Source organism: Janthinobacterium sp. FW305-128 (assembly GCF_020858135.1).
Taxonomy (GTDB): Bacteria; Pseudomonadota; Gammaproteobacteria; order Burkholderiales; family Burkholderiaceae_D; genus Janthinobacterium.
The window spans coordinates 1-15776 of the sequence record NZ_JACYMK010000014.1; the positions used below are offsets into that span (position 1 = coordinate 1).

The window sequence follows — 15776 nt, forward strand, 5'->3', positions numbered from 1 at the left end:
ATTCGGCGTGCTCAGGTCGGGAAAAATATTTGATCCGGCCTTGCACGCCGCTTGACGGGGATAACAGTATCTACAACATCTCGGGCTTCATCAGGCTCTTGCGGCTGATGGTCCTGCCCGACACCATGAACTCGCCATTGCCCCGGTAGTGCAGGGTTTCGGGCAGCTTGGGCGAGGTGGCCACGTGGGCTTTCACGCACTCGAAGATGAAGAAGCCGCCCTTCGGGTTGCCCGCCACCTGGGCCAGCTTGCATTCGAAGTTGGCGTAGCACTCGGCGATCAGCGGCGCGCCCACCAGCTCGGCCGGCTGCGGCGTCAGGCCGAAGGCCGTGAACTTGTCCGTGTCTTCGCCGCTGCAATTGCCGATGGCGACCACCTGATCGACCATGTCGGCCGTGGGCAAGTTGATCACGCACTCCATGCTGCGCTTGATCATTTCATAGCTGTGGTTCGCGTCGGAAATAAAGCAGCCCAGCAACGATGGCGTAAATTCCATCAGCATATGCCAGGCCATGGTCATGACGTCGCTTTCGCCCTGCCACGTTGAACTGACGAGCACCACCGGGCCCGGCTCGAGGAAGCGGCGGATATCGGCGACGGGATAATCTTCTTTGTGATAATTTTTCATCTGCTCTCCAGGACGCGGTACGCCATAGCATAGACCAACGGCGCCTTCGCGGGCGCGCGGCTGGGCGATGGCGGCGTGTCATCCGCGCCGCGATTTGCGCCGTTCATCGCAAATTTCTCCCCGTTGGAGATGTTGCAACATAGAATACACTGATCAACTACTCAAGGAAACCGCCATGCGTCCTCTGTTCCTGTTGCCAGTCCTGTCCCTCGCTTGCCTCGCTACCGTCGCGCATGCCGACGAGCAAACCCGCACGGTCGCCGCCTTCAACGCCATCGATATTCGCGGCCCCATCAGCATGGAAGTGGAATCGGGCAAGGAGCAAAGCCTGCTGCTGCGCGGCGACCAGAAATTCCTCATCGGCGTCATCACGGAAGTGGTCGACGGCGAACTGAAAATTTCCATGAAGGATAAAGATATCAAGAAGACCGAGGGCGACCCGCGCATCATCATCACCATGCCTACCTTGCGCAAGCTGATCGCGGAAGGCGCGGGCGAGAAGATCTTGACCAAGCTCAATGGTCCAAGAGTCGACATCAGCTACAAGGGCGCGGGCCGCCTGGCCGCCGATGGCCAGGTCGACTGGCTGCGCCTGAAGGCGCAGGGCGTGGGCGAAGTCGATACGAAAGCCTTGCTGGCGAAAAACGTCGACGTCAATTTCGAGGGCATCGGCTCCGTCAAAGTGTATTCCTCGGGCGAGCTGAACGCCGTGGTGCGCGGCATGGGCGAACTGACGTATTACGGCAAGCCGAAGATCGTGCACAAGTCGATCGCCGGCATCGGCAGCGTGAATGCCGCCAAGTAAGCTTTTCCATAAAAACAAGGCCATCAGGCCACTGGAGACCGCATGACCGCTTTACAAGATAACGATGCGCCGCTGGTGCTGCGCGAGGACGAGGGTGGGCTCGTCACCCTGCGCCTGAACCGTCCCCTGCAATTCAATGCCTTGTCGGAAGCCATGCTGGCCGCGCTGCAGGAAGCGTTTGATGCCATCGCGCAGCAGCCGCACGTACGCTGCGTGGTGCTGGCCGCCGAAGGCAAGGCGTTTTGCGCGGGCCACGATTTGCGCCAGATGCAGGCCACGCGCCAGCTTGATTACTATCAAACCCTGTTCGCGCAATGCTCGCGCGTGATGCAAGCCATTCAAACCTTGCCCGTGCCCGTGATCGCCCGCGTGCATGGCATCGCCACGGCGGCCGGCTGCCAACTGGTCGCCAGCTGCGACCTGGCCGTGGCGGGCGCGTCCGCCCGCTTTGCCGTGTCCGGCATCAACGTGGGCCTGTTTTGCGCCACGCCGTCCGTCGCCCTGTCGCGCAATGTGTCGCCCAAGCGGGCCTTCGACATGCTGGTGACGGGCCGCTTCATCGACGCCGACACGGCCGCCGACTGGGGCCTGATCAATGAAACGGTAGCCGACGCGGCGCTCGACGAGGCCGTGGCGCGCCTGGCGCAGCAGATCATGGCGAAAAGCCCGACGGCCATCCGCTACGGCAAGGCCATGTTCTACCGGCAGCGCCAGCTGCCGCTGGACGAGGCGTATGCGTACGCGGGCGACGTGATGGCGCGCAATATGATGGAAGAGGATGCGGAGGAAGGCGTGAGCGCCTTTTTAGAGAAGCGGCCGCCCGGCTGGGCGCGGCCTTGAGTACCTGACCGAACCTACTGCGCGTCGGTATAGGCAGCCTGCGATGCTCACCGTACTTCAGTACGGTTGCGCTTCTCGGCTACCTCTCCCTTCCGCTCGCTACGGTTCTGTCAGGTACTCTTGGACTTCCTGGTCTTAACGACTGTCCTTCATCTGCTGCTGCACGGAAAGACTCAAGGTGCCGAGGTCTTCCTTGCCCAGCAGCGGCAATTGCGCCAGCAGCTGCATCAGGGCCGAGCTGCCCGTCACGTCCAGCTCGGACGACTGCACCAGCACCGTGCCGGCACCCGTGAAGTCAATCTGCTTTTCCTCGCCCGACAGGGTAAAACCCGTGAGCGCGCCGGCGGCCGAGGCCCAGCCCTGCACGTGGGCGTAGTCGTAGTGGTAGGAAGGGCTGGGGCAATCGGCCCAGCCCAGCACGGCCTGCTCGTCCACGCGGCACGGCAATTCCAGGAAGTGCACGGGGCCGTTCGACGAGGCGATCACTTTACCGGTGCCTATCATGGTCAGATAGCCGGGCAAGGTCGATTCCTGGCAAATCACGTCCTTGGTAAAACCCAGCAGGTTTTTCGCGCGGATGGTCATGTTGGCGTTGTCCAGGTCGTAGCACGCCAGGTCGTTGCCGTTGTCGCCCAAAATCAATTGACCCTGCCCTTGCGCCACGACAAAGTGGTGTACGTATTTCGGTGCATTGAAGGCGTTGCGCACGATCAAGTCGAGCACGCTGCTGCCCATGGCTTCGAAGCGCAGCTCGCCATAGAAGGCGATCATCTTGCCCTTGCGAATGAAGATCTGTTCCTTGACGTCGATGACATACGAAAAACGGTTCAGGTTATCGTTCTTCGGCAAGGTATCGGGATTGTAAATCGTCATGGCTTACCTTTCGCTCGCTTGGATGTAGACCGTGCCCTGGCCCGTAAACTTCACCTGGTACGATTCGCCGGACGCCTGGCCGACGAAGGTTTTCCAGTTCAGGTCCGTGACGATGGTCGAGCTCAGCTGGCCCGTGTGGCCGATATACGCTTGCGGGTCGACGAAGACGGGGACGTCCGGCGTGACGGGCAAGCCGATGGCATTGCCGTCGGACAAAATCGCCACTTCGCCCGTGCCTTGCAAGGTGGTGGTAAACAAGCCCTGGCCCGAGGCCATGCCCCGCACCACGCCCTGCACGCCGCCCTGGTTGCCGAGGAACATGGTGCCGGCCGTCAGGCGCGCATCGAAGGCCAGCAGGGAGTCGCTTTCCACATAGAACGTTTCGCCCCGTACGGGCACGATGCTGACAAACAGGCCGCCCTGCGCATAAAACACGCTGCCCGTGCCACGCGCCGACATCAGGGCATAGCCTTCATTCGTGACGGCGCGCATGGCCAGGCTTTGCACGCCCTGGCCGGCCAGGAAGGAGCGGCTGAACGCCACGTCGCCCTGGTACGACACCATGGCGCCCTTGCGGGCAAACACTTCTTCATTGCCGAGTTTAACCTCGAGCATCTTTTCATTGATTTGCTGATAGACAGGCATCGCGGGTCCTCGCTGACTTAACGTTCGGCGGGCTGGATGAACACCACGCCCTGGCCTGTGAATTTGTGCTGGTACGATTCGCCCGAGCTCTGGCCGATCATCGTGCGCCAGTTGACATCAAAAACGAATTCCTGGCGGATATCGCCCTTGAAGCCGACGAAGGCGTCCGGGTCCACGCGCAGCGGGTGCGCCGGCGTCACTTCCAGCATGATCAGGTTGCCGCGCGAAATGACGGCCAGGTTGCCGTGGCCTTCGACGGTGGTGGAAAACAGGCCCTGGCCGGAACTGGCGCCGCGCAGGCCCGCAAAGCTGGTACCCGTCTTCAGGCTCGTGTCGTAGGCCAGCAGGCTGCTGCTTTCGATAGTCAGCTTTTCGCCGGCCAGCGCCATGACGGTGATTTCGGCCGCATTCTGCGCGAAAAACACGGTACCCGTGCCGGCGGCCTGCATCACCTGCATGCCTTCGTTCGTCACCTTGCGCTTGAGCGCGCCGAAGAGGCCCTCGCCGCCCAGCAGGGATTTTTCAAATTTGATGCTGCCCGTATAGGCGACCATCGCGCCGGCAATCGCCAGCACTTTTTCATCCTGCAGGCGCACTTCCAGCAGGCGGTCGGTATTGGTGCGGAAACTGGTCACGCGCGACTCCCCAAGAATGCCAGGGCACAAAGCCATGGCTATCCGACAAGATACCGGGGGCGTTACCACCATGCAAGTGCTATTCCTCCCGAACGGGGGGGTGCATAAAAAAAAGGCGTGCCCGGAGGCACGCCTTGCGTTCACGCAAAGAACGGTTTATTCAGCCAGCACCGGCCTGGCGGCGCGCGCGTTCTGGAACAGCGGCACGGGATCGTTGGTATTGACCTCGACCACCGTGACGCCCTGCACCACGCCAGCGACCTGGTAGCCGACGGCGCCCAGGTGACGCTTGCCTTCGGCCAGGTTGGACCAGCTCAGGGAGACCGTCGCCGTGCCGCCCGTGTAGGCCGTGCCCGGCATCAGCGCCTTGAAGTTGCCGTTGTTCAAGCCCGGCGCCAGCACCCACGACGACAGGGTGTAGTCGGCCTGGCCGTTTTGCGGCGCAAAGCCGATCACGCACACCTTGTACGTGCCGGCGGCCGGCAGGCGCAGTTCCACCTGCTCATTGGAACTTTCATTGCCGCTGCTGCCGACCAGTACATTGGCGGCGTTGTAGACCTCCATGTCCATGTCGGTATTCGCGCCGCCCGTCGTTTCCGCGTCGTAGGTGGCAAAGCGCGCCGCCAGGGTGCCGGCCGGGATCACCACGTTGTGCACGTTCACACCCGTGGCGCCGCCCGCCTTGCAGGCAGCCGATGCGGCAGCGCCCGTCGTCGCCTGGCCGATCGTGCGCGTCTGGCGCACAGCTTCGACGAGACCCGACTTGACACCGACCAGCGCCCCCGAGAAGCCCGTGCCCAGGGTCAGCACTTTGCTGCCCGTGGCCGCTTCGCTGCTGACCAGCGGAATGGCGGCCAGCGAGGTGCCGCGCGCCGTCAGCGGGCTGCGCACCGTGTGCGTGCCATCCGTCCAGCTCAGGGCGCCGTAGGTCCAGGTATTGGCCGGCGCCGTGGTGCGCGTCAGCTTGACCTGGTACTGCGCCTTGGCGCCCGGCGCCAGGCTCAGGCTCGTTGGCGTCACCGCCACCGTGTAGCCGGGCAGGCTGGCCGAGACGTTGTAGACGGCGCTGCTGGCACCCACGTTGGTCACCGTGCGCGTCAGCACTTGCGTGCCCAGGACGTTGGCCGCCGTCAGCGACGCCAGATTCAGGTTGTAGGCGGGAATGGTGCCGACGGCCTGGCAGGTGGCGGGACTGTAGACCTTCAGGTTCAGGCCGCACAGGAAACGCGCATAGTCGATTTCCGACACGTCGTACACGAGCCCGGGATCGGCGGCGCCGTTCGGCGCGATGTGGCCGGCACCCTGGCCCCACGGCAACTGGCCCGAGTTCTTCGCCGTGGCATCCCACGACACGGAACCGTTCAAGCCATCGGGATACGTGCTGAACGCCGTCGTCATCAGCGCCGACTTGATGGCCGCGGGCGACCAGCTCGGATGCTGCTGCTTGAGCAGCGCCGCCACGCCGGCCACGTGCGGACTGGCCATCGAGGTGCCGGAATAGAAATCCCACTCCGCTGCTGGCGCCACACCACCGGCGGCCACGGCATCGCGCTGCGCCGGCGTCAGGTCGGCCGTCACGCCGGCCAGGATGTTGGTACCGGGCGCCGACAGGTCGGGTTTCAGGATGTTCGCGTTGGCCACGTTCGGCCCGCGCGAGGAGCGGTCGCTGACGATCGGCGCCTGCACCGTGGTGTCGGCGATGGTGTGGATTTCGCCCAATGCCGCCGTGCCGTCCGGATTGGCCGCCATGAAAGCCTTCAGCGCGTCGCCCTGCACCTGCGCCAGGTGTACCGTCGACAGCACGTGCGCCTGATTGATGATGGTATTGGCGCCGCCGACCACGTTGGCGATGACCACGCCCGCCGCGCCCGCCGTCTTGGCATTCGCGCTCTTGTTGACCAGCACATTGCCGCCGCGGTCGCACACGAGTATCTTGCCCGCCACTTTCGCCGGGTCCAGATAAGCCGGGGCGGCATCGGCCGCGCCGAAGCAGCGCAGCAGATTGACGTCCGTCGGCGACACGCCGGCCAGGCCCGCGTCGCGCGAGCGGATCAGCGGCAGCGCCGGCGTCTTCGCGTTGCTCGACGCGCCTTCCAGCTTGCTGCCGTTGCTGAGGATGACGTTGCCCGCGTACAGGCGGTTGTGGGTGGAATTGGCCACCGTTGCCAGCCAAGGGCTGATGTGCGAGACGGGCGCCGGCACGTCGGGCGCGGGCGTGGCCGGGCCGGAATTGCCGCCTGAGGTGGCGACAAACACGCCGGCCGCCGCCGCGCCGAGGAAGGCGACTTCCGTCGGTTCGTCGAAGGCGCCGCCGCCCGCGTTCGGGCCGATGGAGAAGTTAATGACGTTGACGCCATCCTTGACCGCCTGGTCGATGGCGGCCACGCTGTCGGCCGTGGCGCAGCCGTTGCGGCCCGTCGACGCGGCCGTCCAGCAGACTTTATAGGCGGCGATACGGGCGCGCGGCGCCATGCCCGAGGCCTTGCCCAGCGACACACCGTTCGAGGTGGCGATGGCGCCATTGTTGCCGCCGGCCGTGGAGGCCGTGTGCGTGCCATGGCCGCCGTGGCCCGTCAGGCCGGCGACGGAATCGCGCGGCGACAGGAATTCCGTCCAGTGCAGCGCCGCCGTGGAAGCGCGGTAGTAGCGCGCGCCGATCAACTTGTTGTTGCAATTCTCGGCGGAGAATCCCTCGCCCGTCTGGCACGTGCCTTGCCAGCTGGCCGGCGGCGCGCCGTACACGACATTGCTGCCGCTGTGGCTGGGCACGCCGTTTTCGTCAATGCGGTCGGCAAAGGCCGTGTTCTCGGGCCAGATGCCGCTGTCGACGATGCCGATGACGATGTCTTCGCCCGCGTGCGCCTTGCCGCCCAGCTGCTCCCAGAGGCCGCCCGGCTTGTCCAGGCCCAGGAAGCTGGGCGTGTAGGTGGTGTCGAGCTGCAGGATGGAGTCGGCGCTGATGCTGGCCACGCCGCTGTTTTTCTTCAGGGCCCGCACTTCATCGTCTGTCAGCAAGGCGGAAAAGCCGTTGAAGACGACGCTGTACTGGTGCGTGATTTCAGCCGCGCTGACGGTGCCGGCCACGGCGGCCTGCTTGCTGTCGAGGTAGCTCAAATAGGCCTGCACGTCGGCGGCGCCCACATTGATGCGCGCGCCCGGGGCCGGCTTGGTGGCGGCCAGGCCGTCGACCTGGCCCGTATAGGTGGCGGCCGGCTTGTCGACCAGCTGCACGATGTAGGAACGGCGTTCCTGCGCCTGCGCCGTTTGCGCCAGGCTGGCGGCCAGCAGGAGGATGGCGAGTGAAACGGGACGTAATTTCATCTCACGCTCCTTGCACGGTGAACGCGGCGACCTTGCCGCTGCGGCGGCGCGACAGCATGCCGATGGCGCCCAGGCCGGCCAGCAGCAGCAGGTAGGTCGACGGTTCCGGCACGGCGCTGACGTTGATATTGTCGAGCGCAAACTGGCCCTGGTTAAAGGCCGGGAAATCGATGGAATTGCTGCACACGCCGGTGTCATTGAAAATGCAGGCGTTGAAGGTCAGGCCCGTAAACGCATAGTTGCTGAAACCGCCCAGCAGGGAAGCGCCCTGGAAATGGTAATTGCCATCGCTGCCCTGGCCGGGAAACGCCAGCGAGGTGCTGACCACCTGGCCGTTGCTGAGTGTACCGCTCAGCTGCAGTTCGCCCCACTGCATGTTGGGCAAGCCGGAGACGGGGGCGATGAAGGAATAGTCGAATCCGGCCAGGCTGAACGCCTGGCGGTCGGCACGCGCGAAATTCACGCCGCCATCGTTGAGGATGGCCAGGTAGTTGCCGGTGGCGCCCTGCGGGCAGGCGGCGATATCGCACGACGAACCCACGCGGCCATCGAGGATGGCGCCCACGCCGCTGACGCCGCCGCCGGCCGCCGTGGTCGGGTCGGCCAGGAACCGCAGGTTGTAGCTCGACGTATTGAGCGTCTGGCCGCTTTCATACACGTCGGGACGCAAATTATCGAAGGTCAGGACATCGGCCATGGCCGGCGCCGAAGCGAGCACGGACACGGCGGCCAGTGCGGCCAGGACGGTTGAGCGGCCGCGGGTAGCGGACCGATTGGCAGTGGCGGGTGATACCCGCGCATGTGATGGACGATTCATTCTATTCCCTTGTTTGTTGTGGATAGATAGGTCGGCAGGTCTGGTGCCCGCTTTCAGCTTTTTCACAAAAGTGTCAACAAATATAGCAAATCGCATAAAACAAATATCATATTTTTAATATAATTTATTTATTTTTTATCTAAGCCTGCGAAACTTTGTTTTGTTTTATCTATGAAAGTTTGAGTAAGCTCAACGTTACATTGGAACAACAATGCATCGCACTGCAGGCGTGCGCGCCAGCGTGCCGGCGCGACTTCAGATAAGCTCGAAAACCGTGCCTGCGGCCAGCGCAAGCGCCCACCGTCACATCGCGGCACACCTGTTCCATCCTGGAACAGTCATCCCCTCCCCTGCCCCGCATGACGCGCCCCCAGAGGCCCCTGGGCCGATGGCATGAAGCTTGCACAACAAAGAGATCGACCGTGCTCAGGGAGCAGCATCATGGAACACTACCAACTGGCCGGCAGCGGCCGCGCAGGCACGCGGCCGGCCCGGCGCATCCTCGTGTGCTGCGCGCTGGCACTGGCTTTTTTCCTGCTGGCCGCCAGGCTGGACCTGGCCGAACGGCTGACGCACGCGCTCTGGCGCCAGGAACACTGGCAACTCGATGAACTGGCCCTGAGCCTGTTGCTGCTGGCGCTGGCGCTGGCCGGCTTCGCCGTGCGGCGCGGACGCCAGGTGGCGCTGCTGCTGGCGCAAAACCGCGCCCTCACACAGCGCCTGCTGCGCGCGCAGGAAGAAGAGCGCTGCGCGCTGGCGCGCGAGCTGCACGATGAAGTGGGACAGGATTGCACGGCCATCCGCGCCGCCGCCAGCTACATCCTGCGCGCGCGCGACGGCGACCAGGCGAACGTGCAGGCCTGCGCGGCCAGCATCGCCCGCTCGTCGGAAGCGCTGCATGCGATGGTGCGCACGATGCTGCGCAGGCTGCGTCCGCCCGTGCTCGACAGCCTGGGATTGGCGCCGGCCCTGCAGGCGCTGTGCGACAGCTGGGCCCAGCAGCACGGCATCGCCTGCCATTTCGCGCCGCACGCCGTCCCCGCCAGCCTCGACGACTGCACCGCCACCACCGTCTACCGCCTGGTGCAGGAAGGCTTGACGAACGTGGCACGCCACGCGGGCGCCGACCGTGCCACGGTGGAATTGCGCGCCGATGCGCACGGCGTGCTGCACCTGGCCATCGAAGACAATGGCCAGGGTTTGCGCCAGGACAAAACGGAAGAAGGCGGTTTCGGCATGCTGGGCATGCGCGAGCGCGTGGCCGGCCAGCGCGGCCATATCCGCTGGATCAGCGCGCTGGGCAACGGCTTGCGCATCGAAGTGGCGATGCCGCTGGCGGCCGGTGCGGCATGAACGCGGCCATGACCCCGATCCGTGTGATGCTGGTCGACGACCACCCTGTGGTGCGCACGGGCTACCGGCGGCTGCTGGAACAGGGCGGCGACATCGCCGTCGTGGCCGAGGCCGGCAATGGCGAAACGGCGTATGGCCTGCACCAGGAGCACGCGCCCGACGTCTGCGTGACGGATTTGTCCATGCCCGGCATCGGCGGCCTGGAATTGCTGCGCAAGCTGCTCGCGCGCGACGCAGGCGCGCGCGTGCTCGTGTTTACCATGCACGACACGCCGCAGCTGATCGCGCGCGCATTGGACGGCGGTGCCTGCGGCTTCGTCAGCAAGCAGGCCGACCCGGAACACCTGGTCGACGCCGTGCGCGCCGCCCACGCGGGCTGGCGCTACCTGGACCCGCACAGCGCGCCCGCCGTGCTGCACGACGCGGCAGGCACGGAAGCGCAGCGCTTGAGCAGCCTGAGCCAGCGCGAATTCGAAATCTTCCGCCTGCTGGCCGAAGGCCGCAGCGCCGCCGACTGCGCCCGCCTGCTGCACCTGAGCAGCAAGACGGTGGCCAACCACCAGACCTGCATCAAGGAAAAGCTCGACGTGCCCGGCCCCGCCGCCCTCGTCCATCTTGCGCTGCGCAACGGGGTCATCGAGCATATCCTCCCTTAAAACGCGTAGCGCAGACCCGCATTCACGCTGCGCGGCGCGCCGGCCGCATAGAAGGTCGCGTTGACCATCGGATACTCGCCGTTCACGGCGGGCAGCGGCCGGGCGGCAAAATTGCCGTTGGCATCGAAAGCCGTGGCGCCCAATTGCGCCGCCGTCGCGTACTGGCGGTCGAACAGGTTATTCACCTGGGCGAACACGCTGAGCCGTGGCGTCAACTGGACCTTGCCGTTCAGCTCGACCACGGCGTAGCCGGCGCTCTTGCCGGAACCCAGGTATGCCGGGCCGCCCGCCTGGTGCCGGTTGTTTTCATTGCCGCGCGCATAGGAACTCGACACGGCCGTCATGGCCAGGCCCACCGTCCAGTCGCGTCCGCCCTGATAGTCCGCGTGCGCCTTGAAGATATGGCTCGGTGTCAGCGGTATCCTGTTGCCGGGCGTGATGACGATATTGCCTTCCAGGCCGGGCGCCTGCGCATCGCTGCTGCTGTTGGCGCTGCCGTTGACGAGCTCGCGGCTTTGATACGTCGCCTGCAGCCACGTGTAGTTGACGCCGAAGTCCAGCGCACCGGCCTTGCCACCCGCCGCCAGCTCCACGCCCTGGTGGCGCGTCTTGCCGAAATTCTTGAAGTAGCCGAAACCGGCCTGGTTGTCGGCCACGAACAGGATATCGTCGTGGTTTTCCGCGCGGAACACGCCGGCGCTCCAGCGGGCCACGTCGGCAAGCTTGCCGCGCAGGCCCGCTTCCCACGTCTTGGTGACGACCTGTTTCAAGGGTGGGTCGCCCGCCATGGCGTTGGGCAGGCGGCAGGGATTGTCCGGGTCGGCGCAGCCGAGTTCGATGGCCGTCGGCGTGCGGCTGCCTTCGTTGTAGCCGAGATAGGCGCTCACGCCATCGGCCGGCGCATAGGCCAGACCGATGGCGGGATTGAAGCGGCTGAAACGGTGGTCGCCATCGAGCGAGCCGCTGCCGCCGCCGGGCGTGATGGCGTCGCGGTTGCGCACGGTGCTGCGGTTGTAGCGGCCGGAGATGGTCAAGGTCAATGCTTGATTCAGCGCCATGCTGTCGCTCGCATACACGCTCCACGTGCGCATGCGCCCGCTCAAGTCGACGCGGTTGTCGACGGGCGTGCCGTCGTCGTCGATTTCCGTACCGTCGGCAAAGAAGTCGACGGGCGTGATGCTGCGGTCCGGGTTCAGATAGCCGAACTGGCTGGTCTGGCGAAACGTGGCGTGGCTGGCATCGAAGGCGGCGCCGGCCGTGACGCTGTGACGCTGCCCGGCCAGGTCGGCCACCGCCGTGAACTGGCCCGAAAAACCATAGTTTTCCTGCTCCGTATGGCTGCGGTTGAGCATGCCGTTGCATTTTTCGGCCGGCTCATCGTTCAGCAAGACGTTGCCGATGCAGCGCCATTTCGGAAACGGCGTATTCGACGCATTCGCCCCGCTGGCGGGATAGCCCGTGTAGCCGGCCGCCGCCAGCGCCGCCCGCTCGGCCGCGCCGGGCTGGTAGACGGACTGGTCGAGCGACTCGTCGTTCAGGTCGCCGTTGAAGGTGTGCGTGTCGATCTTGCGGTAGTACACATTGCCGGACAAGAGCAAGCCGGCGCCGGCCTGGTGCTTGCCCGTCACATTCAGCAAGGTCGACCTGTTTTCCGTCAAATCGGGCTTGGTGTAGACGCTGCGGTAATCGCGCGCCAGCAGTCGCTGCTCCTGCAAGCCGTTGCCCGTCAGCGCATTGTCCGCGTGGGCCACGGTGACGGCGATGTCCGTGCGCGCATCGCTCCAGCCCAGCTTGCCAAACAACTGGCGCACGTCCGATGGCGAATCGTCGCGCCAGCCGTCTTCCTTGAAGCGGTTGCCCGTCACATACCAGTGCCAGCCGCTGGCATGGCTGCCGCCATGTTCGACCTCGACGGCGCGCCGCTGGTGCGAACCCAGGCGCACCTCGACGGCCGTGCCGGGATTGCTCTTGCCATCCTTGGTCTGCAGGGCCAGCGCGCCGCCCAGGGTGTTGAGGCCAAACAGGGGGTTCGAGCCCGGCATCAGGGTCAGCGAGGCGATGGCCATGCGCGGGATCAAATCCCAGCTGACGACATCGCCAAACGGCTGGTTCAGCCGCATGCCGTCGAGGTACACGGAAAGTCCTTGCGGCGTGCCCAGCAGGGGCGAGGCCGTGTAGCCGCGGTAGCTGACGTCGGGCTGGAAGGGGTTGTTCTGCACCTCGTTCACATAGACGCTGCCCAGGTTGCGGCGCAGGAAGGCGGAGATATCGAGCGCGCCGCTGCCGGCGATCTGCTGCGCGCCGGCCGTCTGCACGGGCGCGGCGAAGGCATCGCGCGGCTGCTCCACGGTGGGCAGCGGCATGCTGCCCGTGATAATGACGGTGGGCAAATCGTACGCCGGGTCCAGGTTGGCAGGATGGGCAAGCTCGGCGGCTTGCGCTTGGCACAGCGCCATGGCGGCCGCCGCGAATAAGGTCAGTCTCATGCATATCCCCGATTTATCGTGTTTTTTATTACTGCCCAGTATCGGACAGCCACCGGGGGATGGCCTAGGGAAAAACTCCCGCCGTGCTGGGAAGGGATAACAAAAGTCAGCGCTGCAAGGGAAGATAGCTTTGCTTGAGCTGGCGCAACACGAAACTCGATTTGCTGTGGCGGATGCCGGGGATTTTATACAGGCGCTCGCGCAGCAGCCGTTCATAGTCGCGCGTGTCGCTCACGGCGATGCGCAGGTAGTAGTCGTAGTCGCCGGAGACGAGGAACGCTTCGAGCACCTCCGGGATCATGGCCAGCGCGTGGCCGAATTCAAACAGGGCCTGGTCGGAATGGTCGTCCAGGGTGACTTGCACGATGACGGTATCGGCCAATCCCACCTTGGCCGCGTTGACGTTCACCGTATAACCCTCGATGACGCCATCGTCTTCCATGCGCTTGATGCGCGCCCAGCATGGCGACGAGGTCAGGCCCACCTTGGCGCTCAGGTCGTGCAGGCTGATGCGGGCATCCTGCTGCAGGGCCGTCAGGATGGCGAGGTCGAATTTATCGAGCTTCATTCCGTCAATTCCTTATTTCACAGCAAATTTTGCTGAATACTGCATTCTATACGAGAAAACCAGCAGCCTTTTCTGCCGCATCAGGCAGAAAATAAGGCCATGAAACCCGATCCAGCTCCCCTCCTCGCGCGCGCCTCCCATAACGGCGCCAGCACCCTGATCGACACCCTGCTGTCCCTGGGCGTCGATACCGTCTTCGGCTATCCGGGCGGCGCCGTGCTGCCCCTGTACGACGCGCTGCACGCGCAGCCCCGATTGCGCCACGTGCTGGTGCGCCACGAACAGGCGGCCGTGCACGCGGCCGAGGGCTATGCGCGCAGCACGGGCCGGCCCGGCGTCGTCTTCGTCACGTCCGGCCCCGGCATGAGCAATACCACCACGGGCTTGCTCGACGCCCTGTGCGATTCGATCCCCGTCATTTGCATCAGCGGCCAGGTGGCTACCACCAGCATCGGCACGGCCGCCTTCCAGGAATGCGACGCGCTGGGCATTTCGCGCCCCATCACCAAATGGAACCGGCAAATCCGCGCGGCAGAGGAAACGGCGGCCGTCGTGCGCGAGGCGTACGCGCAGGCCACGCAGGGCCGGCCCGGCCCCGTGCTGGTCGACTTTCCCAAGGATCTGCAACTGGCACCGGTGCAGGAAGCGACGGTGCTGGCCCCTGCCACGCCGGCCCCGGTGCCGCCGCCGGCAGCCTCCGATCTCGAACGGGCCGCCAGCCTGATCGCCGCCGCGCGCCAGCCCGTGTTCTATGGCGGCGGAGGCCTCGTCAATTCCGGCCCGGAGGCCTGCGCCGCGTTTCAACAACTGGTGAAACTGGCGGCCGCGCCGTGCACCCTGACCTTATTGGGCCTGGGCGCCTTTCCCGCCTCGCATCCGGCCTTCCTGGGCATGCTGGGGATGCACGGCACCCTGGAAGCGAACCTGGCGATGCACCATGCGGACCTGATCATTTGCGTGGGCGCCCGCTTCGACGACCGGGTGACGGGACGTCTCGATGCCTTTTGTCCCGGCGCAAAGGTCATCCACGTCGACGTCGATCCGGCCTCGATCGGCAAGGTGGTGCGCGCCGACGTGGCCCTGCGCGGCGACTGCGCGCCCGTGCTGGCGGCTCTGCTGACGCAGCTGCGCGGGCGATTGCTGGCGGACCGCCAGCCGTGGTGGCAGCGCATCGACGGCTGGCGCGCGCAGGACTCGCTGGCGTTCGACGACACGCCCGACGTCATCGCGCCGCAGGCGCTGATGCGGCGGCTGCAGGCGGCGCTCGACAGCATGGACAGCGGCGACGCCCTCGTGTCCACCGACGTGGGCCAGCACCAGATGTGGGCGGCGCAGCATTTGCGCTTCGAGCAGCCGCGCCGCTGGCTCACCTCGGGCGGCGCCGGCACCATGGGCTATGGCTTGCCGGCCGCCATCGGCGCGCAGATCGCCCACCCGGACAAGTGCGTCGTGTGCGTCAGCGGCGACGCCTCGATTCTGATGAATATCCAGGAACTGGCCACGGCCGTGCAGCACCGCCTGCCCGTGAAAGTGGTGCTGTCGAACAATGGCTACATGGGCATGGTGCGCCAGTGGCAGGAACTGATACACGGCGGGCGCTACAGCCACAGCTACACCGAAGCGCTGCCCGACTTCGTCGCCCTGGCGCGCGCATTCGGCTGGCAGGCGCACACGGTGAGCCGGCGCGAAGACCTCGACGGGGCACTGGCGGCCTGCCTGGCGTCCGAAGGCCCGTACTTCCTCGACGTGCGCGTGCACGGCGCGGAAAACTGCTTCCCCATGATGGCCCCCGGCGCGGGGCACCATGAAGTGACCTTATCCAAGGGCAAGGTGTACAAGGAACGGTAGGTGGGATGAGCGGCGGGACGCCGCGTAATCCGACACCAGCGTCTTGCAACAATGTTGTCGGATTACGCTCTACGAGCTAATCCGACCTACGCCAGCTTTCCCATGATGACGCCCGGCACGAGGTGCCATGAAGCTGCCTGATCAAGGGCAAAATGTACAGCGGACGGTAGGTCGGATTAGCGGGGCAACGCCTCGCGTAATCCGACACCACCACCGGCCGCGCCAACAATGTTGTCGGATTACGCTCTACGAGCTAATCCGACCTACGCCAGCTTTCCCATGATGACGCCCGGCACGAGGC

The 15776-nt window shown here is 65.1% G+C and carries 13 protein-coding genes; 5 read left to right on the top strand and 8 right to left on the bottom strand.

Features of this window, described 5'->3' with window-relative positions; all coding sequences use genetic code 11:
• Window positions 1-70: 70 nt before the first annotated feature.
• Window positions 71-628: a flavin reductase family protein gene (locus tag IGS60_RS25000; RefSeq protein WP_070217670.1), complete on the bottom strand. Its 558-nt coding sequence runs from the start codon at window positions 626-628 to the stop codon at window positions 71-73.
• Window positions 629-803: 175 nt separating this feature from the next.
• Here IGS60_RS25000 and IGS60_RS25005 point away from each other — a divergent pair, with 175 nt between their 5' ends.
• Together IGS60_RS25005 and IGS60_RS25010 are read left to right on the top strand one after the other, a co-directional pair.
• A complete protein-coding gene (locus tag IGS60_RS25005) occupies window positions 804-1433 on the top strand; it encodes a head GIN domain-containing protein (RefSeq protein WP_230506512.1) in 630 nt (209 codons plus the stop codon).
• 42 nt (window positions 1434-1475) lie between these two features.
• Window positions 1476-2273, top strand: coding sequence for an enoyl-CoA hydratase (locus IGS60_RS25010; RefSeq protein WP_230506513.1), 798 nt, complete (start codon window positions 1476-1478; stop codon window positions 2271-2273).
• A gap of 135 nt (window positions 2274-2408) precedes the next feature.
• Here IGS60_RS25010 and IGS60_RS25015 read toward each other — a convergent pair whose 3' ends face one another.
• The 5 genes from IGS60_RS25015 to IGS60_RS25035 form a co-directional block, all read right to left on the bottom strand.
• A complete protein-coding gene (locus IGS60_RS25015; protein WP_070312592.1) occupies window positions 2409-3146 on the bottom strand; it encodes an AIM24 family protein in 738 nt (245 codons plus the stop codon).
• Between the two features lie 3 nt (window positions 3147-3149).
• Window positions 3150-3791, bottom strand: coding sequence for an AIM24 family protein (locus IGS60_RS25020; RefSeq protein WP_101483726.1), 642 nt, complete (start codon window positions 3789-3791; stop codon window positions 3150-3152).
• A 17-nt stretch (window positions 3792-3808) separates the two neighbouring features.
• Complete coding sequence (locus IGS60_RS25025; protein WP_070217680.1) at window positions 3809-4426, bottom strand: AIM24 family protein; 618 nt, start codon at window positions 4424-4426, stop codon at window positions 3809-3811.
• Window positions 4427-4582: 156 nt separating this feature from the next.
• Entirely contained in the window at window positions 4583-7747 is a 3165-nt protein-coding gene (locus tag IGS60_RS25030) for a S8 family serine peptidase (protein WP_230506514.1), read from the bottom strand.
• Window position 7748: 1 nt separating this feature from the next.
• Window positions 7749-8564 carry an NF038120 family PEP-CTERM protein gene (locus IGS60_RS25035; protein WP_230506515.1) on the bottom strand — a complete coding sequence of 272 codons (816 nt, stop codon included), beginning with the start codon at window positions 8562-8564 and terminating at the stop codon, window positions 7749-7751.
• A gap of 441 nt (window positions 8565-9005) precedes the next feature.
• Between IGS60_RS25035 and IGS60_RS25040 the strand changes: the two genes are divergently transcribed.
• Together IGS60_RS25040 and IGS60_RS25045 are read left to right on the top strand one after the other, a co-directional pair.
• Window positions 9006-9917 carry a histidine kinase gene (locus IGS60_RS25040; RefSeq protein ID WP_230506516.1) on the top strand — a complete coding sequence of 304 codons (912 nt, stop codon included), beginning with the start codon at window positions 9006-9008 and terminating at the stop codon, window positions 9915-9917.
• An 8-nt stretch (window positions 9918-9925) separates the two neighbouring features.
• Window positions 9926-10573 carry a response regulator transcription factor gene (locus IGS60_RS25045; protein ID WP_230506517.1) on the top strand — a complete coding sequence of 216 codons (648 nt, stop codon included), beginning with the start codon at window positions 9926-9928 and terminating at the stop codon, window positions 10571-10573.
• On the opposite strand, the gene IGS60_RS25050 is transcribed toward IGS60_RS25045, so the two are convergent.
• Window positions 10570-13059 (bottom strand): TonB-dependent receptor, encoded by a 2490-nt coding sequence (locus tag IGS60_RS25050; protein ID WP_230506518.1) that lies wholly within the window; start codon window positions 13057-13059, stop codon window positions 10570-10572. The two genes, IGS60_RS25045 and IGS60_RS25050, sit on opposite strands and share 4 nt — an antisense overlap.
• A gap of 106 nt (window positions 13060-13165) precedes the next feature.
• Window positions 13166-13627, bottom strand: a complete 462-nt coding sequence (locus IGS60_RS25055) for an Lrp/AsnC family transcriptional regulator (protein WP_070217690.1) — start codon at window positions 13625-13627, stop codon at window positions 13166-13168.
• Between the two features lie 99 nt (window positions 13628-13726).
• On the opposite strand from IGS60_RS25055, the gene ilvB reads away from it, so the two are divergent.
• Complete coding sequence (gene ilvB / locus IGS60_RS25060) at window positions 13727-15475, top strand: biosynthetic-type acetolactate synthase large subunit (protein ID WP_230506519.1); 1749 nt, start codon at window positions 13727-13729, stop codon at window positions 15473-15475.
• Window positions 15476-15776 lie beyond the last annotated feature (301 nt).

Coding starts and splice junctions, on each gene's coding strand:
- IGS60_RS25000 (WP_070217670.1), bottom strand. CDS start 628: ATGAAAAATTATCACAAAGAAGATTATCCCGTCGCCGATATCCGCCGC.
- IGS60_RS25035 (WP_230506515.1), bottom strand. CDS start 8,564: ATGAATCGTCCATCACATGCGCGGGTATCACCCGCCACTGCCAATCGG.
- IGS60_RS25015 (WP_070312592.1), bottom strand. CDS start 3,146: ATGACGATTTACAATCCCGATACCTTGCCGAAGAACGATAACCTGAAC.
- IGS60_RS25010 (WP_230506513.1), top strand. CDS start 1,476: ATGACCGCTTTACAAGATAACGATGCGCCGCTGGTGCTGCGCGAGGAC.
- IGS60_RS25050 (WP_230506518.1), bottom strand. CDS start 13,059: ATGAGACTGACCTTATTCGCGGCGGCCGCCATGGCGCTGTGCCAAGCG.
- IGS60_RS25040 (WP_230506516.1), top strand. CDS start 9,006: ATGGAACACTACCAACTGGCCGGCAGCGGCCGCGCAGGCACGCGGCCG.
- IGS60_RS25005 (WP_230506512.1), top strand. CDS start 804: ATGCGTCCTCTGTTCCTGTTGCCAGTCCTGTCCCTCGCTTGCCTCGCT.
- IGS60_RS25045 (WP_230506517.1), top strand. CDS start 9,926: ATGACCCCGATCCGTGTGATGCTGGTCGACGACCACCCTGTGGTGCGC.
- IGS60_RS25030 (WP_230506514.1), bottom strand. CDS start 7,747: ATGAAATTACGTCCCGTTTCACTCGCCATCCTCCTGCTGGCCGCCAGC.
- IGS60_RS25020 (WP_101483726.1), bottom strand. CDS start 3,791: ATGCCTGTCTATCAGCAAATCAATGAAAAGATGCTCGAGGTTAAACTC.
- IGS60_RS25055 (WP_070217690.1), bottom strand. CDS start 13,627: ATGAAGCTCGATAAATTCGACCTCGCCATCCTGACGGCCCTGCAGCAG.
- ilvB (WP_230506519.1), top strand. CDS start 13,727: ATGAAACCCGATCCAGCTCCCCTCCTCGCGCGCGCCTCCCATAACGGC.